This is a genomic window from Acidaminobacter hydrogenoformans DSM 2784, from assembly GCF_900103005.1.
Classification (GTDB): domain Bacteria; phylum Bacillota; class Clostridia; order Peptostreptococcales; family Acidaminobacteraceae; genus Acidaminobacter; species Acidaminobacter hydrogenoformans.
Map to the genome: position 1 here is coordinate 1 of NZ_FMWL01000008.1, position 15,249 is coordinate 15,249.

General features: G+C 49.4%; 14 protein-coding genes. 3 read left to right on the forward strand and 11 right to left on the reverse strand.

The features are described from left to right. Window positions 1–5 precede the first annotated feature (5 nt). Complete coding sequence (locus BLP63_RS08975; RefSeq protein ID WP_330387129.1) at window positions 6–176, forward strand: transposase; 171 nt, start codon at window positions 6–8, stop codon at window positions 174–176. 427 nt (window positions 177–603) lie between these two features. Here BLP63_RS08975 and BLP63_RS08980 read toward each other — a convergent pair whose 3' ends face one another. The 9 genes from BLP63_RS08980 to BLP63_RS09020 form a co-directional block, all read right to left on the reverse strand. Then, complete coding sequence (locus BLP63_RS08980) at window positions 604–1,827, reverse strand: serine hydroxymethyltransferase (RefSeq protein ID WP_092590728.1); 1,224 nt, start codon at window positions 1,825–1,827, stop codon at window positions 604–606. A 115-nt stretch (window positions 1,828–1,942) separates the two neighbouring features. Next, on the reverse strand, window positions 1,943–2,158 hold the full coding sequence (thiS, locus tag BLP63_RS08985) for a sulfur carrier protein ThiS (protein ID WP_092590730.1): 216 nt from the start codon (window positions 2,156–2,158) through the stop codon (window positions 1,943–1,945). A 51-nt stretch (window positions 2,159–2,209) separates the two neighbouring features. After that, a complete protein-coding gene (locus tag BLP63_RS08990; RefSeq protein ID WP_207646442.1) occupies window positions 2,210–4,099 on the reverse strand; it encodes an aldehyde ferredoxin oxidoreductase family protein in 1,890 nt (629 codons plus the stop codon). Window positions 4,100–4,360: 261 nt separating this feature from the next. Then, entirely contained in the window at window positions 4,361–5,407 is a 1,047-nt protein-coding gene (locus BLP63_RS08995; RefSeq protein WP_207646443.1) for a TRAP transporter substrate-binding protein, read from the reverse strand. Window positions 5,408–5,475: 68 nt separating this feature from the next. Beyond that, complete coding sequence (locus tag BLP63_RS09000; protein WP_092590734.1) at window positions 5,476–6,663, reverse strand: M20 metallopeptidase family protein; 1,188 nt, start codon at window positions 6,661–6,663, stop codon at window positions 5,476–5,478. A 26-nt stretch (window positions 6,664–6,689) separates the two neighbouring features. Next, window positions 6,690–7,958: a TRAP transporter large permease gene (locus BLP63_RS09005; RefSeq protein WP_092590736.1), complete on the reverse strand. Its 1,269-nt coding sequence runs from the start codon at window positions 7,956–7,958 to the stop codon at window positions 6,690–6,692. 111 nt (window positions 7,959–8,069) lie between these two features. Then, complete coding sequence (locus BLP63_RS09010) at window positions 8,070–8,612, reverse strand: TRAP transporter small permease (RefSeq protein WP_092590737.1); 543 nt, start codon at window positions 8,610–8,612, stop codon at window positions 8,070–8,072. Window positions 8,613–8,658: 46 nt separating this feature from the next. Further along, entirely contained in the window at window positions 8,659–9,837 is a 1,179-nt protein-coding gene (locus BLP63_RS09015; RefSeq protein WP_170829380.1) for a M24 family metallopeptidase, read from the reverse strand. 104 nt (window positions 9,838–9,941) lie between these two features. Continuing rightward, complete coding sequence (locus tag BLP63_RS09020; protein WP_242870857.1) at window positions 9,942–10,622, reverse strand: GntR family transcriptional regulator; 681 nt, start codon at window positions 10,620–10,622, stop codon at window positions 9,942–9,944. A 379-nt stretch (window positions 10,623–11,001) separates the two neighbouring features. Between BLP63_RS09020 and BLP63_RS09025 the strand changes: the two genes are divergently transcribed. Together BLP63_RS09025 and kduI are read left to right on the forward strand one after the other, a co-directional pair. Continuing rightward, on the forward strand, window positions 11,002–11,232 hold the full coding sequence (locus BLP63_RS09025; protein ID WP_092590739.1) for a hypothetical protein: 231 nt from the start codon (window positions 11,002–11,004) through the stop codon (window positions 11,230–11,232). A 130-nt stretch (window positions 11,233–11,362) separates the two neighbouring features. Then, window positions 11,363–12,205 carry a 5-dehydro-4-deoxy-D-glucuronate isomerase gene (gene kduI, locus BLP63_RS09030; protein ID WP_092590741.1) on the forward strand — a complete coding sequence of 281 codons (843 nt, stop codon included), beginning with the start codon at window positions 11,363–11,365 and terminating at the stop codon, window positions 12,203–12,205. A gap of 81 nt (window positions 12,206–12,286) precedes the next feature. Here kduI and BLP63_RS09035 read toward each other — a convergent pair whose 3' ends face one another. Continuing rightward, window positions 12,287–13,612, reverse strand: a complete 1,326-nt coding sequence (locus BLP63_RS09035) for an aromatic amino acid ammonia-lyase (RefSeq protein WP_092590743.1) — start codon at window positions 13,610–13,612, stop codon at window positions 12,287–12,289. Between the two features lie 11 nt (window positions 13,613–13,623). Further along, window positions 13,624–15,069 (reverse strand): aromatic amino acid lyase, encoded by a 1,446-nt coding sequence (locus BLP63_RS09040; RefSeq protein ID WP_092590745.1) that lies wholly within the window; start codon window positions 15,067–15,069, stop codon window positions 13,624–13,626. Window positions 15,070–15,249: the final 180 nt, after the last annotated feature.

The following is a 15,249-nucleotide window of genomic DNA, read 5'->3' on the forward strand; positions in this document are numbered from 1 at the left end:
CTTGTATTACAGCGTTCAGGAACTGGAGCAAGGAGATCCTCAACGCCTTCAAGTATGGCTATACCAATGGCTGTACAGAAGGATTCAACAATAAAATCAAAGTCTTGAAACGCATCAGTTATGGCGTGAGAAACTTTATGAGATTCAGAAACAGAATTCTTCACATGTGCAGGTAGATTTAACTGGCTGTTTTACACTGCTGGCCTTTTTGTCATGCCCATAATTCGTTCGTTGACAATCGATTACTAAAATACCCTCTAAACATTAAAGGAGCAGGGATTCAAAGAATCCCCACCCCAACTATTGACTTAGAGCCGCAAAAATTTGAAGGACGTTGAAAAGATCAAGAATAAGCCAAAGAAAAACAGCCAAAAGGCTGCGCTGGCGCTATGGAGCGCGGGGCGGGACAACCTTTTGGCTATTTGAAGGGGAACCGGGTTTATGTTACTGAAATATTACTGTGCCTGTCACTCGGATGTTGGCTGGGGACTGGGCCGGCTTGTGTGTTCGGCTGGGGACTGGGCCCAACCAAATATCCGGTGGGGGACTGGGCCGCACCAGATATCCGGTCAGCCCCTGTCCCCCACCAAACAACCCTAAAACCTAAAATGCAAACGCCACATCCGGGAACTTAGCGACCAGCGCTTTAACGTCGCTTGCGACAACCCCTGCATCTTCCTTCAGGATCAGTGACCTGTAAATCAACTGCGCTATGGCGTCCATATCCTCTTCCTTCATGCCCCTGCGGGTGATCTCCGAGGTCCCAATCCTGATCTCAGGGCTCGCCCCTGAAAAGTCATCCGAGCACAGGATCTGAGCCTGCTCCAGATGCTTCGCCGGTCCTGCCTTTACCTGTGCTCCCGCGTCCACCAGAATAATGTGGGACTCGGAGAAGCCGCGATTCTTGCCAAGGACATTGAACCCAACCTTTTCGAGTGCCACAGCCAGCGCCTTGGAATTCGCTACAATCTGTTTCGCATAAGCTGGACCATAGGTCTTCATTTCCAGCAGGGACGCTGCCAGCGCCGGAATCCTGAAGAGGTGATGACTCGTCACCAGAGACGGCGACAGCGTCTCCCCAACCTTCTTCATCATATCGCGGTTATTGGAGGTGACAAAGCCACCCTGCGGTCCCGGGAAGGACTTGTGGGTGCTGCCAAACATGATGTCCGCACCTTCGTCCAGCGGATTCGGGAACAGGCCGCCGGCGATCAAGCCCGTCACGTGGGACGCGTCATAGGCAATGTAGAAGCCCAGCTCATCCGCCAGCGGACGGAACTGCCGCACCGGCTCCGGAAAGAGCGTGCCCGACCCGCCAAAGATGACGAGCTTAGGCTTCTCCGCCCTGATCTGAGCCTCGAGCTTCGCAATATCCACCGCCCGGTCCTCATCAAAAGCCATATATTTGACATTGATGGTCTTGTTGAAGTGGCTGACCTGGCACATAGGCCCTACCAGACCGTGACCCCAGTTCTCAAGGCTGACTTCAATGACCAGATCCCCCGGATCCAGCAGCGCCAGCACCACCGACATCCCCGCCATGTGACCGCCAATTGGCCGCAGGTCCACGTACTCACCATGGAAAACTTCCTTCATCAGCTCATGGGTCGCCATTTCAAATTCATTGATATATTTATTTCCCGTATAATCCCGCACAGACGGATTCAGCGTCGCGTAGCACCCATAACGGTTGCCAAAGTCGTTGTCCAGATAGCTGCGCACCTTCATGCTCGTAAAATTCTCAGACGCGATCAAATTCAAGCAGTTGCTTCTGTACTCATCATGCTGCTCCAATAACGCGTCCAAATCTCCCAAAGATTTGAACATCACATTTCCTCCTTATTTTCCAGCGCCTGACCCTCAGGCACAAAGCTTTTCATTTTATTTTTTTTTTGCCGATGGTCACCTTAACCCACCACCCAGCACCATAGTCATATTAAACCTATCCGCCGCCCAGCGGCCTGAAAACGGTCACCTGATCCGCTTCCCCGAGCACATGGACAGCGTAGCTTTTCATCAGCAGTGGCTGCTTGTTGACGAAGACGGCCACCGACTTAGGAAACCCGCTTTGAACCAATAGCTCGCTGACCGTGATTCCAGCCTCAACCTCGAGGGGCTTATGATTCAGGGTGATCTTAATTTTCGTATGATCTGCCATGCGTCGCCCCTCCAGAGTCAAAGCGCCTTACCGGATCTGGCTGCTTAAAACTTAAAGCAGCCAGTCCAGAGACAGCTTTTTCAGTGTTGCTTCGGTAGGATTCCCAGTTTTCGGATCCCAGCCCGCCATTTCATAATACAAGCTTTTGGCCGCTTCAAAGGCGTCGCGGTTGACGTGAATGCCTTTTGCGGGACCATCGGCGAACGGTTCGAAGAGGCGCGCCGGCAACGTATCCTCCGCCGCCGTGAAGCCCTCACGGGCATTAAACTGGCGCATCATGTTGATCCGGCGCTCACCGGCCATCATCAGCTCGTACAGGGAGGTCTCCCAGCCAAGCCCCGCGCGGCAGAGCTCAAGCAGCTCGTCCGGACCATAGAGCTCCCAGGACGGTCCCCAGACAAACTGGCAAAGGCTGAGGGAATCCAGCACCGAGAAGTACTTCTGGCTATCCAGGGCAAAGCGGACTTTTTCTGAGTCCAGCTCATAAGGATTGTCATAGCCCTTCCAAATGCCAAGCTTGCTGAGGCGCTCGCGCTCACGGCTGTCCGGCGGCATGACGAGAAAGACATCGTGCTCGCTGGACTGATGGTCCGCGCCAAATGGATTGACCGCATAGACCAGACCAAGCGCAGGTTTATACTGAGGCATATGGGCCGGCAGCTCCTGCTTCTTGACAGACATGCTGAATTTCTCAGCACCGCCGCCTATCTTCTCAGCCGCTCTTGCGCTGCCTTCTGCAAGCAGGTCGCCCAGACCTTCGCGCAGTGCTATTTTCTTGACTAACGCATTGACCGCAGCGCCGTTTCCAAACTTGAGCTCAAGGCCCTCCGCCTGCTCTGGCTTTAGCAGCCCTTCCTCAAAGCACTCCATGGCAAAGGAAATGGTGGCGCCGCAGGAGATCGTATCCAGGCCGTACATATTGCACAGCATGTTGGCTTCGCAGACGTCCGCGAGCTCCGTGACGCCGCAGTAGGAGCCCAGCGCCGCGCAGGTTTCATATTCAGGACCGCCGTAGATGGGATCCACCCTGCCCGGGATTTCCACAACGCGCTTGCAGCGCACCGCACAGGCGTAGCAGGTGTCCCGTTCTTTCAGAACCGTGTCGTACATGGTCGCGCCGGTAATATTATTCGCACCTTCAGGGAAGTGTCCCGTTTTCCAGTTGCGTGTTGGCAGGAAACCTTCATCGCTGAAGCCTTCAAGATCACCGTCTGTGCCATTCAGGCCCAGTCCCGCAACAGCTTCGTTTTCCTCAAGGAGCTTCCGCACACTTCGGGACAAGGTCATGAAAGCTTCGCCATCCGCTGCTGCCATAGGCTTTCCTTTTTTGACGACCATGGCTTTCAGATTCTTGGAGCCCATGACAGCGCCCATACCGTTACGGCCATTGGCCCTGCTGCATTTGTTGATAATGCAGGCATATTTCACGAGGTTTTCCCCTGCCGGCCCAATTTGGGCGACTTCTATGTTCTTGTCGCCAAGCTCTTCTTGAATCGCGGCCTCTACCTCGCCGGTGACTTTCCCCCAGAGGTGTGAGGCATCCTTCAGCTGCGCCTGATCGCCGTCTATGGTCAGGTAAACTGGCTTTTCGGCTTTACCTTTAAACACCACCGCGTCCCAGCCGTTCATTTTCAAATAAGAAGCTATAAAGCCGCCGGACTGGCTGTCCCCCGCCGTGCCGGTGAGCGGACTTCTCGCGGTGACGTTCATCCTGCTGATGCCGCTGATAGGAAGACCCGTCAGTGGCGAGACACTGAACACGAGAACATTGCCTGGGTCAAGAGCCGCTGTGCCTGGTATGTAATCCTGCATCATCAGATAGAGCCCGAGTGCCGAGCCGCCTGGATACAAACGGTAGATTTCGCCTGGAAGGGTTTTCATATTCACAGTCCCGGATGTGAGATCGATCTCCAGGATCTTAGCTTCTGGAAAAGTTACCATATCCATCCTCCTTTAGTGGTATAAAGAGTATCACCCGCACTTGACTGCTTGTGATACTCTCCTGTTGTAGACTTTTTAACTTAAGCTGCGACTGTCTTCAACAAAGAAAATGTGCCTGGAGCGCCGGACTCCAGGCACATCCTGTTTGGAAGTTGGTTGGGGACAGTCCCCAACCAATTTTCTCAATCTACTTCTTCATCTGATCTTTTCAAAACCGTTTGTGTTGGATCATGTTGTCGAAAACTATTTACAATCGTGGGACTACTTCGTCATTTCCGCGACTTCTTCGATCAGCTTGTCGAGGATGGCTTTGCCGTCTGCGCCAACGACCTGCGCATAGCGGTCATAAGCTGCGACGCTGGCTGCCTGGAACGCTTCGCGCTGCTCAGGGGTAAGCTCTACAATCTCGATATCGCTGGCTTCTTTGATTTTGTCGAGGGCTGCGCCGTTGAGGTCTGCCTGGACTTCAAAGGAGTAAGGTCGAAGCTCGTCTACCGTCTCGAGGACCATCTGCTGAATGTCCGCAGGAAGTGAATTGAAGAAGTCTGGGTTTGTGCAAGTCGTCGTCATGAACAGGTTGGAGCTTGCGAGGGTCAGGTACTTCTGCACTTCATAGAATTTCATCTCTTCGATGGCGAAAAGTGGGTTCTCCTGACCTTCGATCATGTTGAGCTGGAGGCCGGAGTAAACTTCCATGTAAGGCACTGGCGTTGGGTTCGCGCCATAAGCTTCATAAGCTGCCACGATCATAGGGGACTGCATGGTGCGCATTTTCATGCCCTGCCAATCCGCAGGGGTTGCAACTGGCTTGTTGGAGGTCCACTGCATAGCGCCCTCTGTCCAATATGCAAGAACCTGGATGTTTTTCTCAAGGTACTTCGCGCTGAGCATTTCATTCAGCGCAGAGCTGTTCTTGAAGATCTCAGCGTTCTTGTCCATGTCGTCTGAGAAGAGGAAATGGAGGGAGAACAGCTGATTCTCAGGCACGACTGTACCCGTGTTGCCCGGAGAAACGATCGCGAACTCAATGCCGCCGTTCTGGAGAATCTCCGCTTGCTGGAGCGCGTCGCCAATTTGGCCTACAGGATAAATCTCAATGTTGATTCTGCCTTCAGACTTTTCTTCAATAACTTCTTTAAATTTCTTAACATAAAAGTCCTGGACACTGCCATCGATTTCTTCATGGGCAAAACGCCAGCTGTAGGTTTCTTCGCCGGATGCCGCAGGTGCCTCTGCCGGTTGTCCGCAGCCAACCGCTGCAGCACCTGTAAGTACGATCAACATCAGTAAAGTAAATAGCTTCTTCACAATGAATCCTCCCTTTGTTCTCATGAACTTTGTCTATGACCACAGCCCTGAGCTGTTGGTACAGTGGGTTAGCCTAACATGTTCAGAATGGTTCTGACGTGGATCTCCACGCCGGTCTTCAGCGTACTTTCATCGATATTGAAGCAGGTGTGGTGGTGCGGATAATGGCTGCCGGTCTCCGGATTCCCTGTTCCCAGGAAATAAAACGCGCTCGGCACCTTCTGCGTGAACTCCGCGAAATCTTCCCCTGCCATACACCGGTGCTCCACAATCCCCTCAGGACTGCCGATAGTCTCAAGAACCGCCTCCCTGAGCACCTGAACCATGCGCTCATCATTCATCAGAGTTGGGTTACTCGGGATATACTTCAATTCATAGCCGACATCCTGGGCGTCACATACGCCTTTGATCAGTCGCTCGAACTTCTCGAGCAGCAGCTTTTTCTCAACCGGCTCGTTGGCGAACATGAAACGGATTGTACCGCCCAGCTCCACCCGGTCCGCAATGATGTTTCTGCCGCTGCCGCCCTTGATTTTGCCCACCATAATGGTGATCGGGATGAGAGGATCGATTTCTCTGGTCTGAATGCTTTGAAGCAGCTGCAGAATGGTCGCTGCCGCGAGGATTGGGTCTTTCGCAGTGTGGGGCGTTGAGGTATGACCCGGTTGTCCCAGGATGGCAAGCTCGAACTCCTCCGTTGCTGCCATGACCGGTCCGTTTGAAAGGCCAATTTTGCCACTTGGCACCGGCGTCCAGATATGGACACCAAAGGCCGCGTCGACCTTAGGATTCTCGAGGACACCGGCTTCAATCATGTTGAGGGCGCCGGCCTCTTCCTCATTGGGCTGGAACACGAATTTAACGTTGCCTTTCAGGCGGTGCCTGTCCCCAGCCAGAATCTTGGCCGCCACCAAGAGCATGGCGGTGTGCGCGTCATGGCCGCAGGCATGCATCAGACCAGGTGTCTGGGAGGCGTAATCAACGCCGCTTTTCTCTTCCTGGGCAAGGGCGTCCATGTCTGCGCGCAGGAGGATGGTGGGACCCTCCGAAGCGCCCTCAGCGTTGCCTTTTAAAAGGCCCACAACGCCTGTGCCCGTCACCATTTGAGTCTCAATCCCCAGGGCTTCAAGGTAATCCCTGACGATCCCCGAGGTTCTGAATTCCTGATAACCCAGCTCCGGATGCCGGTGAAAATCCCGTCTGAGCTCAATCAGCTCCGGCTCCAGGGCCAGTACAGCTTGTTTAACTTTGTCCATCCTTCACACTCCTTGTCTCGTAAGTCTTAAGGCACCAGCAGCAGTGAAATCTGCGGGAACGTAATGATCAGAACAGACACGATCACCAGCATGAAGAGATAAGGCGGAAGCCCTTTGACCACTTCGAGGAATGGCCGGTTGAAGATGGCAATGCCGGTAAAAATGTTGCAGCCAAATGGCGGCGAGATCGATCCAATGGCAGCCTGCAGCGTAACGACGATGCCCAGGTGAATTGGATGGATGCCGGCCTGCATGGCAAGCGGGAAGAAAATTGGCGTCAGGATGATGATGACGACTATGGAGTCGACGAACATACAGCCAATAAAGTAAGCAATGGTAACCGTGATCAGGATCCGGATGGCGCTTGGATCCACGCCCAGCACAGCAGCTGTTATGATCTGCGGGATTCTCGCGTAGGAGATGGCCCATGAGAACAGGGAGCCCGCTGCGACCAGGATGAAGACCGAAGCCGTCACCGCGCCGGTGGAGAGCGCAATCTTAGGCAGATCTTTAGGCTTGATGGTCTTAAAGATCAGCATTTCGAGGATGAGCGCGTAAAGAACAGCAATGGCGGATGCTTCCGTTGGGCTGAAGAAACCGGAGTAGATCCCAGCGAAGATGATAACCGGGAAGCCAAGAGGCAGTATTGCTTTCTTGAAGGAAACCATGCGTTCTTTAAATGTAAGTCTGTTACTGAGGGGTATGTTTTTTCTTCTGGCGTCAAAGTAGATGAAAGCCGAGAAGAATGCGAGAATCATCAGTCCTGGGATGACCCCTGCGATAAAGAGGTCGCCTACGGATGCCCCTGTGACGACGCAGTACATGATCATTGAGATACTCGGCGGAATCAATAACGCGATAATCGCTGAGGAGATAATGAGGCCGATGGTATCTGAATCGCGATAGCCGCTGTCGAGCATCCGGTTTCGCATAGGCTTGCCTATGGCAACAACCGTAGCCTGAGTTGAGCCTGAAATCGCGCCAAAGAGCGTACAGGTTGCCGCCGTGGTGATCCCGAGGCCGCCGTGGATATGGCCTACGAACGTCTGGACGAAGTCCAGCAGCCGCTTGGCCGTCTGTCCGGCAGACATGATGTCCGCAGCCAGGATAAACATTGGAACCGCCAGCAGGACGAAGGGCTGAACGCCGGCGACAACCTGCTGGATTGCCAATATTGGATTGACGTTAGGAAAATAGTTCAGTAGGATCGTCAGTGGTGCTACAATCATGGTCAGCAGCATTGGAAAATTGAGAAGCAGCAGTGCTACCATGATGGCCATTAACAAAAGTACCAAGTCAACACCTCCCTGACCGGATTGGGCGGCAAAGCTGGTAACGCCGCCGCGGGCCGGCCAAATTCAGTCTGTTGTGAGAAATCATGTCGTGCTTGCTGTCAGACGCTTCTGTTAAACGTTGCCATCTGCAGGCGGAATGATTTTCAGGTCCGTATCTAATACCACTTCGGTTGAAAGGTAAAGCTGTTTTTTTGTGACGTTCAGGATAAATGTCCTGCCATACTCAATCGCCCCAAGAATAAAGCCTATTGGCACTATGGCAATGATCAGATACATTGGAATTCTCAAGGAAGGGGTTACCCGCCCAAGTTCCAGGACCTTCATGGTGTACTGAAAGCTTATTAAAGCAACATACAGCATCATCAAGGTAGAAAAACCAGAAATTACGATCATAAAAATCTTTTTAAATTTTGGATTCAGAAGATCGAAGACGGCAGACATGGTGATGTGGCTTGCCTTTTTCGCACAGTACCCTACGCCCATGAACGTGACTATAATTGTAAGGCTCTGCCCCACTTCCTCAGCGAAGGTCCAGCTGGAGTTCAGGAACGTTCTGCTCAGGACACTGCCAATGAGAATGAACGCCATCAGCAGAATGGAATAGCTGAGGACAAACTCCTCAAATCTTGTAATAAATTTAAAGATGTTCTTCAAGCGCGTTTCGCTCCTTTCAAAACCGAGAATTTCCTTGGTTTTCGGATTATTTCACGAGCAGTTTTCTCGGATAGTTTGTGAAGGTTTCGACGCCGTTTTCAGTAACCCGGAAAGACTCGCTGATGTCGATGCCACAATCTGATAACCAGATGCCTGGAATCATGTGGAACGTCATGTTCGGTTGAAGGACCGTCTTGTCGCCTGGTCTCAGGCTGGCTGTGTGCTCGCCCCAATCTGGCGGGTAGTTGAGTCCCATGGAGTAGCCAATGCGGGAGTCCTTAATAAAACCGCTCTTCGCTATGCTCTTTGCCCATGCCCGTTCAACATCTTCTGCATAGATCCCTGGTTTGATTACGCTCAGGGCCTCGTTGATGCCCTCGACAACGACCTTTCCAAGATCAATGACGGTCTGCGGTGCTTTGCCAAGAATCATGGTTCTTGCAAGAGGACAGTGGTAACGTCTGTAGCAGCCTGAGAGCTCAAGGATGACCGTGTCCCCATCTTTGTAAGGCTCATCTGTCCAGCTGAGATGTGGTGTTGATGTTCTGATGCCGCTTGGCATCAGCGGAATGATAGAAGGGTAGTCGCCGCCAAACTCCTCCGTGCCGTAAACCTGAGCCGCTGAAACCTTTGCTGCTGCGTCGCATTGTCTGACGCCAATATCTACTGCTTCATAAGCCGTTTCCATGACGCGCTCCGCGATCCTTGCCGCTTTTCTCATGTAAGCAATTTCGTTGTCGGATTTAACGATCTTGACCCAGTTGACCAGGTTCGTCGCGTCGACGAAAGAGGCGTTAGGGCAATTCTTCATCAAGCTTTCCTGGCATTTTGCCGTGTAGTAATATGTATCCATTTCTGTGCCAATGACTTTTTTGTCATAGCCTTTTTCTTTAAGGATGTCAGATACAAAATCCATAGGATGCTTAACGAGGGACTGAACATAATCATCTGTATAAGCCCTGATGTCCTCTTCCTCAAGCCAGGTTGTCAGTCTTGCCGCATTGCCGTCCTGACCACGGCCGACCCACATGATTTTACTCTGGTCCACAAACACGATCAGGCACTGATGCACATAAAAGGACCATCCATCAAAACCAGAGAGATAATTCATGTTGGCAGGATCCGTGACGATTAATGCGTCAATACCTTTCTCAGCCATGCTTTTCTGCGTACGGCTGACTCTTTCCTGATATTCCGAGACTTCGAAATACAGCGTCTTGCTCATTGATTTTTCAACCTCCGTTCTTTGATTGCTTGCTTGGATGAATTTTATTTGTAAAATATTGTGTCGATTGTCGACAATTTATTAAAAAGGAGAAATGCCCCTCTTTAGTCTGGATTTTCAAATTCGCCTTTTTTATAGCTGTCAATATGATTGAGGAAGGCTTTCTTACACTGCTCGAGGTCACCACTTCTGAGATGTTCAATAATCTCATAGTGATCCGTCGCCGTCTGCATCAGGTCACCCGTTTCATTGGTGTCGTACATCATGGCCATTTTGAGCTGAAAGAACATATCTTTCAAGATCTTAATCCTTCGTTTGCTGTCAGACTTATTCCAGAGATAGAGATGAAAGTCCATGTCCATTTTGTTGACCTTGATGATTTTTTCCTCTTCTTTTAAATCACTGTTGACGACCGTCACCATCTGATCCACAAGATTGGTCAGGTATTTGAAGTCTGCTTCCTTTAATTTATGTTCATGGATCAGAATCCTGAAAATATCATTCTCGTGAAGGATTCTGATGTCAAACACCTCATGAACATCCTTTAAGCTAAAAGTTGTCACATAGGTCCCTTTTCTTGGAACGATCTCAACAATACCTTCTTTCTCAAGGTCTTTTATGCCTTCTCTGACAGGCGATCTGCTGATTCCAAGGTTCTTCGCAATCATTGCTTCGAGGACATGGTCACCTGCTTTGTATTTGCCAATTATGATTTGTTCCTTAATATAGTCAGAAACCACAGAGCATAGATTGTCTCTTTGATATTCTGACATTGCCTCTGTCATTGTCATAACCCCCTTTTTCTCTGGGAGAATCTCTTGTGTCTATGTACCCATTATAACAGATTGTCGACAATCTACAATCTAATTTTTCAGATTATTTTATTTTTTTGCTATATAAATTTCTTTATCCATCTCAATACCTTGAAAATACAAGATTTCTTGATTGGGGACTGGGCCGGCCTAATTTATTGGTCGGGGACTGGGCCGCACCAAACCTCTGGTTGGGGACAGGGACATACCAGCTTTTCGGCAGGGGACAGGGACGGACCAGAATACCGGTCCGTCCCTGTCCCCTGCCAAACTGCCGCCCTTTCCCCACCCAAAGTGTGATTCTCCGTCTTTTACGGGTATAAATACTATGCTAAAATGAGGAGGTGTTCCCATGAGTGAAACCATGCTCCAAAAAGTCGCTGATCTTAACAACAAGAGAAAAGCACTGCTCTCCGAGCTCAAGCAGCTCGAAGAAGAAATCAAGCTTGCAAAAGAAGCCTACAAGAGCTCGTCTGACCCCGACCCAGAAGTGCTGGAGCACTGGAACGTAGAGCATGAAGGCCCGGTTCATTCCGAAGAAGAAGAGCCTAAACTCTTCGAACGCGAAAAAATCTTCGACTAACCCCGCCCCTCATCTCACCACCACCACTGAACAAAGGATGCCTCCCGGCGACGGCCAACGCCCCGCCGGAGGCATTCTGCATGCATAGCCCAACTAAAACGATCACACCCAACCCCAAGGAGGTCTACCCATGGATGTACGCTACGGCGCGAGCCCAAAAGATGCCAGGCACTACGACACCACTCAGCTGAGAGACGAGTTCCTCATTGAACAGGTCTTTGCCCCGGATGACGTCACTACCGTCTATTCCCACATTGACCGCGTCATCACTCTGGGCGCCATGCCCGTGAACGAAACCCTCAGCCTTCAGAAGAACGTCGACCCGGAAAAGGACCTTGGCGTCACCTATTTCCTGGAGCGCCGCGAGCTCGGTATAATAAATCTTGGAGGCCCAGGCAAAGTGGTTGCCGATGGTCACCTTCACCAACTCGCCCGCCTGGACGCCCTCTACATTGGCAAAGAAACACGTGAGGTCCTCTTCTCCAGCGACGCCCCCGCAAATCCCGCCAAATTCTACATGACCTCCGCCCCCGCCCACACCAAATTCGAGACAAAGCTCATCACCCTCGAAGCCGCCAACAAAGTCGAGCTGGGCAGCTTCGAAACCTCCAACAAGCGCATCATCTACCAGCTCATCCACCCAGCGGTCCTTGAGACCTGCCAGCTCTCCATGGGCTGCACCATCCTCGACACCGGCTGCGTCTGGAACTCCATGCCCTGCCACACGCACGAACGCCGCATGGAAGTCTACCTCTACTTCGACGTTCCCCAGGACAACCTGGTCTTCCATTACATGGGCCAGCCCCAGGAGCTCCGCAGCATTGCCATGCTGAACGAGCAGGCCGTCATCTCCCCGAGCTGGTCCGTCCACTTTGGCTGCGGCACCAGCAACTACAGCTTTGTCTGGGCTATGGCCGGTGAAAACAGAACCTTCACGGATATGGATCATATTAAGGTGACGGATTTGAGGTAAGCGTTTTTTGAACAATAAAAGTGCTGATAAATCTTGTGACGGCTGTTACAAGATTTATCAGCACTTTTTACTTGGAAATTTTCAGATCAAAATATGGCTCGTAAAAAGATCCTCAGCAACATTTAATCTGTCAGACATAAAGAGAGTTTTATTTTGCAAATCGAAATTTTTCGAAAGCGCCTTCAAGAACTGAGAGTCATTTACTGCTTGATAATCACTTTGCTCCGCCTTCAAGACAGCAATACTTCCCAAACCCGCCACCATAGTTTTTAATAGCTTAACTGACTGCATCGCTTTTCTTGCGGCGCCATAGCTGAACTCAACATGGTCTTCTTGATTTCCTTTTGTAGAAATTGAGTCCGCACTTGCAGGAATACACTGTGCCCGAATCGCATTTAACAATGACTCGGATATGGAACAATACCCTGCTAATCCATCTGATGCTTCAGCCAATTGAAAGATGGCAGCATTCACCATTAAACCTTGCTCAGATACCAAGATCGCGAGTAAGTCCATTGCAAAGCCAACCTGAGTATTACTGCAATTGCATCCCATGACAGCTTCGTAAAACCCGTTTTCCTTTTCAAATACCAACGGATTATCACAACTGACATTGTTCTCAAAATTTAAAGTCTCATGAATATAAGACAAGGCAGAATCACAAGCTTGGTTTATGGTCTGTTGAGTTGAAATTAATTCCCTGGATAACAAACCCTCTACATTTAAAATCTCCCGATTGACCTCGACCAATTTTTTAAAGGCATTAAAAGCAACAACTGAGATCGATTGCGTCATTGTCGACCCATTCATTTGAGACAACGTCTCTTTACATTCCAGAACAAATTCAGGTTCAATGCCTAATGCTTCAAAGCATTCCTTAGCTTTTGTTCGTCTTCCCTCATAAAAGACCTCCGCTTCCTCCATCCCCGCAACCACCATGGCGGATTGTGCAAGTGGTCCAAGATCACTCAGCCCTGTTGAGCCTAACTCAAACACTACGGGTGAAATTCCTGCATTGAAAATATCCAGCATCCGTTGAATTAATTCTGGTCGAACGGCTGAATAACCCCTGCATAGAACATTTGCCCTGATCAGCAACGCTATGCGCGTTATCAACGGATCAATAGGTGCGCCTAAGCCAATGGCATGGGGATATGGGATAGTCTCATTCCATTTGCAGTGATCATCTGTAGACAATTTAATATTTTTAAGATTGCCTAAACCTGTATTTATCCCATAAACAACGGGGGCATCTTTTTCAAGCCACCTGTTGATTTGCGCTCTGCTGTTTTGACATTTTTCTATAGCACTGTCAGACATTCTAACGATTCCTTTTTTTCCGACAGCCACATCAATAATGTCTTTTATAGTTAAGTCAAACCCATTAATTTCAAAATACTTTTCCATGATCTCCCTCCTCACCTCAAGCCTCCAATGACTTCTTCAACTGAATTAAGCACAACATTGTCAGAAATTAACTGATTCGCCATTTTTAAATCCGGAATCAAATAGCGGTTGGATTTTAGCGGCTTAATATGTTCTCTAACAGTCTTGTAAGCAACATCAGTGCCTACTCCAAAATTGAATTCAGACAGTTTAGATTTCACAAAATCCATCCCCTGAACTGCCATTAACATTTCTATAGAAAGTATTTTTTCAAGATGTTCACAAGCTCTCAAACTTTTCAAAGCAGCGAGATACGAAGCGGATTGATATTCACCAGAGGAACAATTCAGCTTCGAGCAGATCGAGCTTGGGAGCGCCATCAGTTTCAATTCTCCAAGAATGGCAGTTGCTGCCGCCTGGACAACTGGAAATCCATGATTAAATCCAGGATTTTCTGCAACCAAATTCATTGGTAGTCCATACGACAACTGAGAATCCGTGAGTCTGAAACTTCTTCTTTCACTAATATTCCCCAAATCAGATAGTACAATGGTCAGCATATCGAGCGCATATCCCAACAAAGGATCTTCAGACTTTTGGAAGCTCTTTAATCCTGAATTCAACACATTCTGCAGCCACTCAACTATGTCCCGGGCACCGCCATGGGTTTGCGGGACGGCTCTGATACAAATGGCATCCTGACACCTTGCGCCATGATCACCGCCAAAAGCTTCTCGTGCAAGTTCTGTAGTCATTTGACTATTATGAAGAATTCTTCTGATATTCTCCGCTGATTTAATCTGAGTTTTATAGGGTCGACCGTACTCATGCAGTCTGTAATCGAAAGCACCCAGTTCACCCCGAATGGCTTCCATATTAAGCGCAGTACAAAGATCTGCATTTTTCACAAGTTCAATGGCTTTCTTACAAGCTATGAAAGCTATAGCCGTCGATACCAGGCTCAAATTTAATAAGCTTTCAATTTCACTCGCGACAAATGGAGCCGCAGTCAGATTGAACCTGTTATAGATCTCAGATGACTTAAGTTTTTTATCTTGATATTTGCACAATGTATCCTCTGTTCCACACAAGCACAATACAATTTCAGATATTGCCGCTTTTTCATTTCTCCCGGCAGCATGAACCAATGGAACAATGCCAAATTCGAGATATAGCATCACATATTCAATGGACTCTCTGCTATAAAGCTCAGGATGATCCAGCATTTCCTTTAACATTAAAAAGAGCGCTATTCCTCCTGTCTCAGGATTCAGAAGCTCGCCAAAAAGAACAGCGTGTGTTCTCGCGTAAAGCTCCAAACGCCCGGCATTCTCTTCATTGGCTGTAGACTCTGAGTTCACGGATGTATAGCCACTTAAATCCACATCAACCTTAATACCTTCGTATTGACTTTCAATAAAATCAAATACTGAATCGCATTGAAATTCAGACCCGTTAAGCACAAACTTTTTCTTCATGTCTCCTCCCCCTCTAAGAAAGCTTACTAATCCTATGTATAATTTATTCACAGTAAGTAATGCAGCAATTATATATTCATCATTTCACATCAATGACTTCAAAAAGACTAATGACGGTGTTCTAACCCGCATTCATCAGCACAAATCATAACTCAATAGTACAAACATGTGAGCTTGAGA

What these genes read in the sequence shown, in the direction of transcription:
- BLP63_RS08980 (WP_092590728.1), bottom strand. Translation starts at nt 1,827, where the DNA reads ATGTTCAAATCTTTGGGAGATTTGGACGCGTTATTGGAGCAGCATGAT.
- thiS (WP_092590730.1), bottom strand. Translation starts at nt 2,158, where the DNA reads ATGGCAGATCATACGAAAATTAAGATCACCCTGAATCATAAGCCCCTC.
- BLP63_RS08990 (WP_207646442.1), bottom strand. Translation starts at nt 4,099, where the DNA reads ATGGTAACTTTTCCAGAAGCTAAGATCCTGGAGATCGATCTCACATCC.
- BLP63_RS09000 (WP_092590734.1), bottom strand. Translation starts at nt 6,663, where the DNA reads ATGGACAAAGTTAAACAAGCTGTACTGGCCCTGGAGCCGGAGCTGATT.
- BLP63_RS09015 (WP_170829380.1), bottom strand. Translation starts at nt 9,837, where the DNA reads ATGAGCAAGACGCTGTATTTCGAAGTCTCGGAATATCAGGAAAGAGTC.
- BLP63_RS09020 (WP_242870857.1), bottom strand. Translation starts at nt 10,622, where the DNA reads ATGACAGAGGCAATGTCAGAATATCAAAGAGACAATCTATGCTCTGTG.
- BLP63_RS09025 (WP_092590739.1), top strand. Translation starts at nt 11,002, where the DNA reads ATGAGTGAAACCATGCTCCAAAAAGTCGCTGATCTTAACAACAAGAGA.
- kduI (WP_092590741.1), top strand. Translation starts at nt 11,363, where the DNA reads ATGGATGTACGCTACGGCGCGAGCCCAAAAGATGCCAGGCACTACGAC.
- BLP63_RS09035 (WP_092590743.1), bottom strand. Translation starts at nt 13,612, where the DNA reads ATGGAAAAGTATTTTGAAATTAATGGGTTTGACTTAACTATAAAAGAC.
- BLP63_RS09040 (WP_092590745.1), bottom strand. Translation starts at nt 15,069, where the DNA reads ATGAAGAAAAAGTTTGTGCTTAACGGGTCTGAATTTCAATGCGATTCA.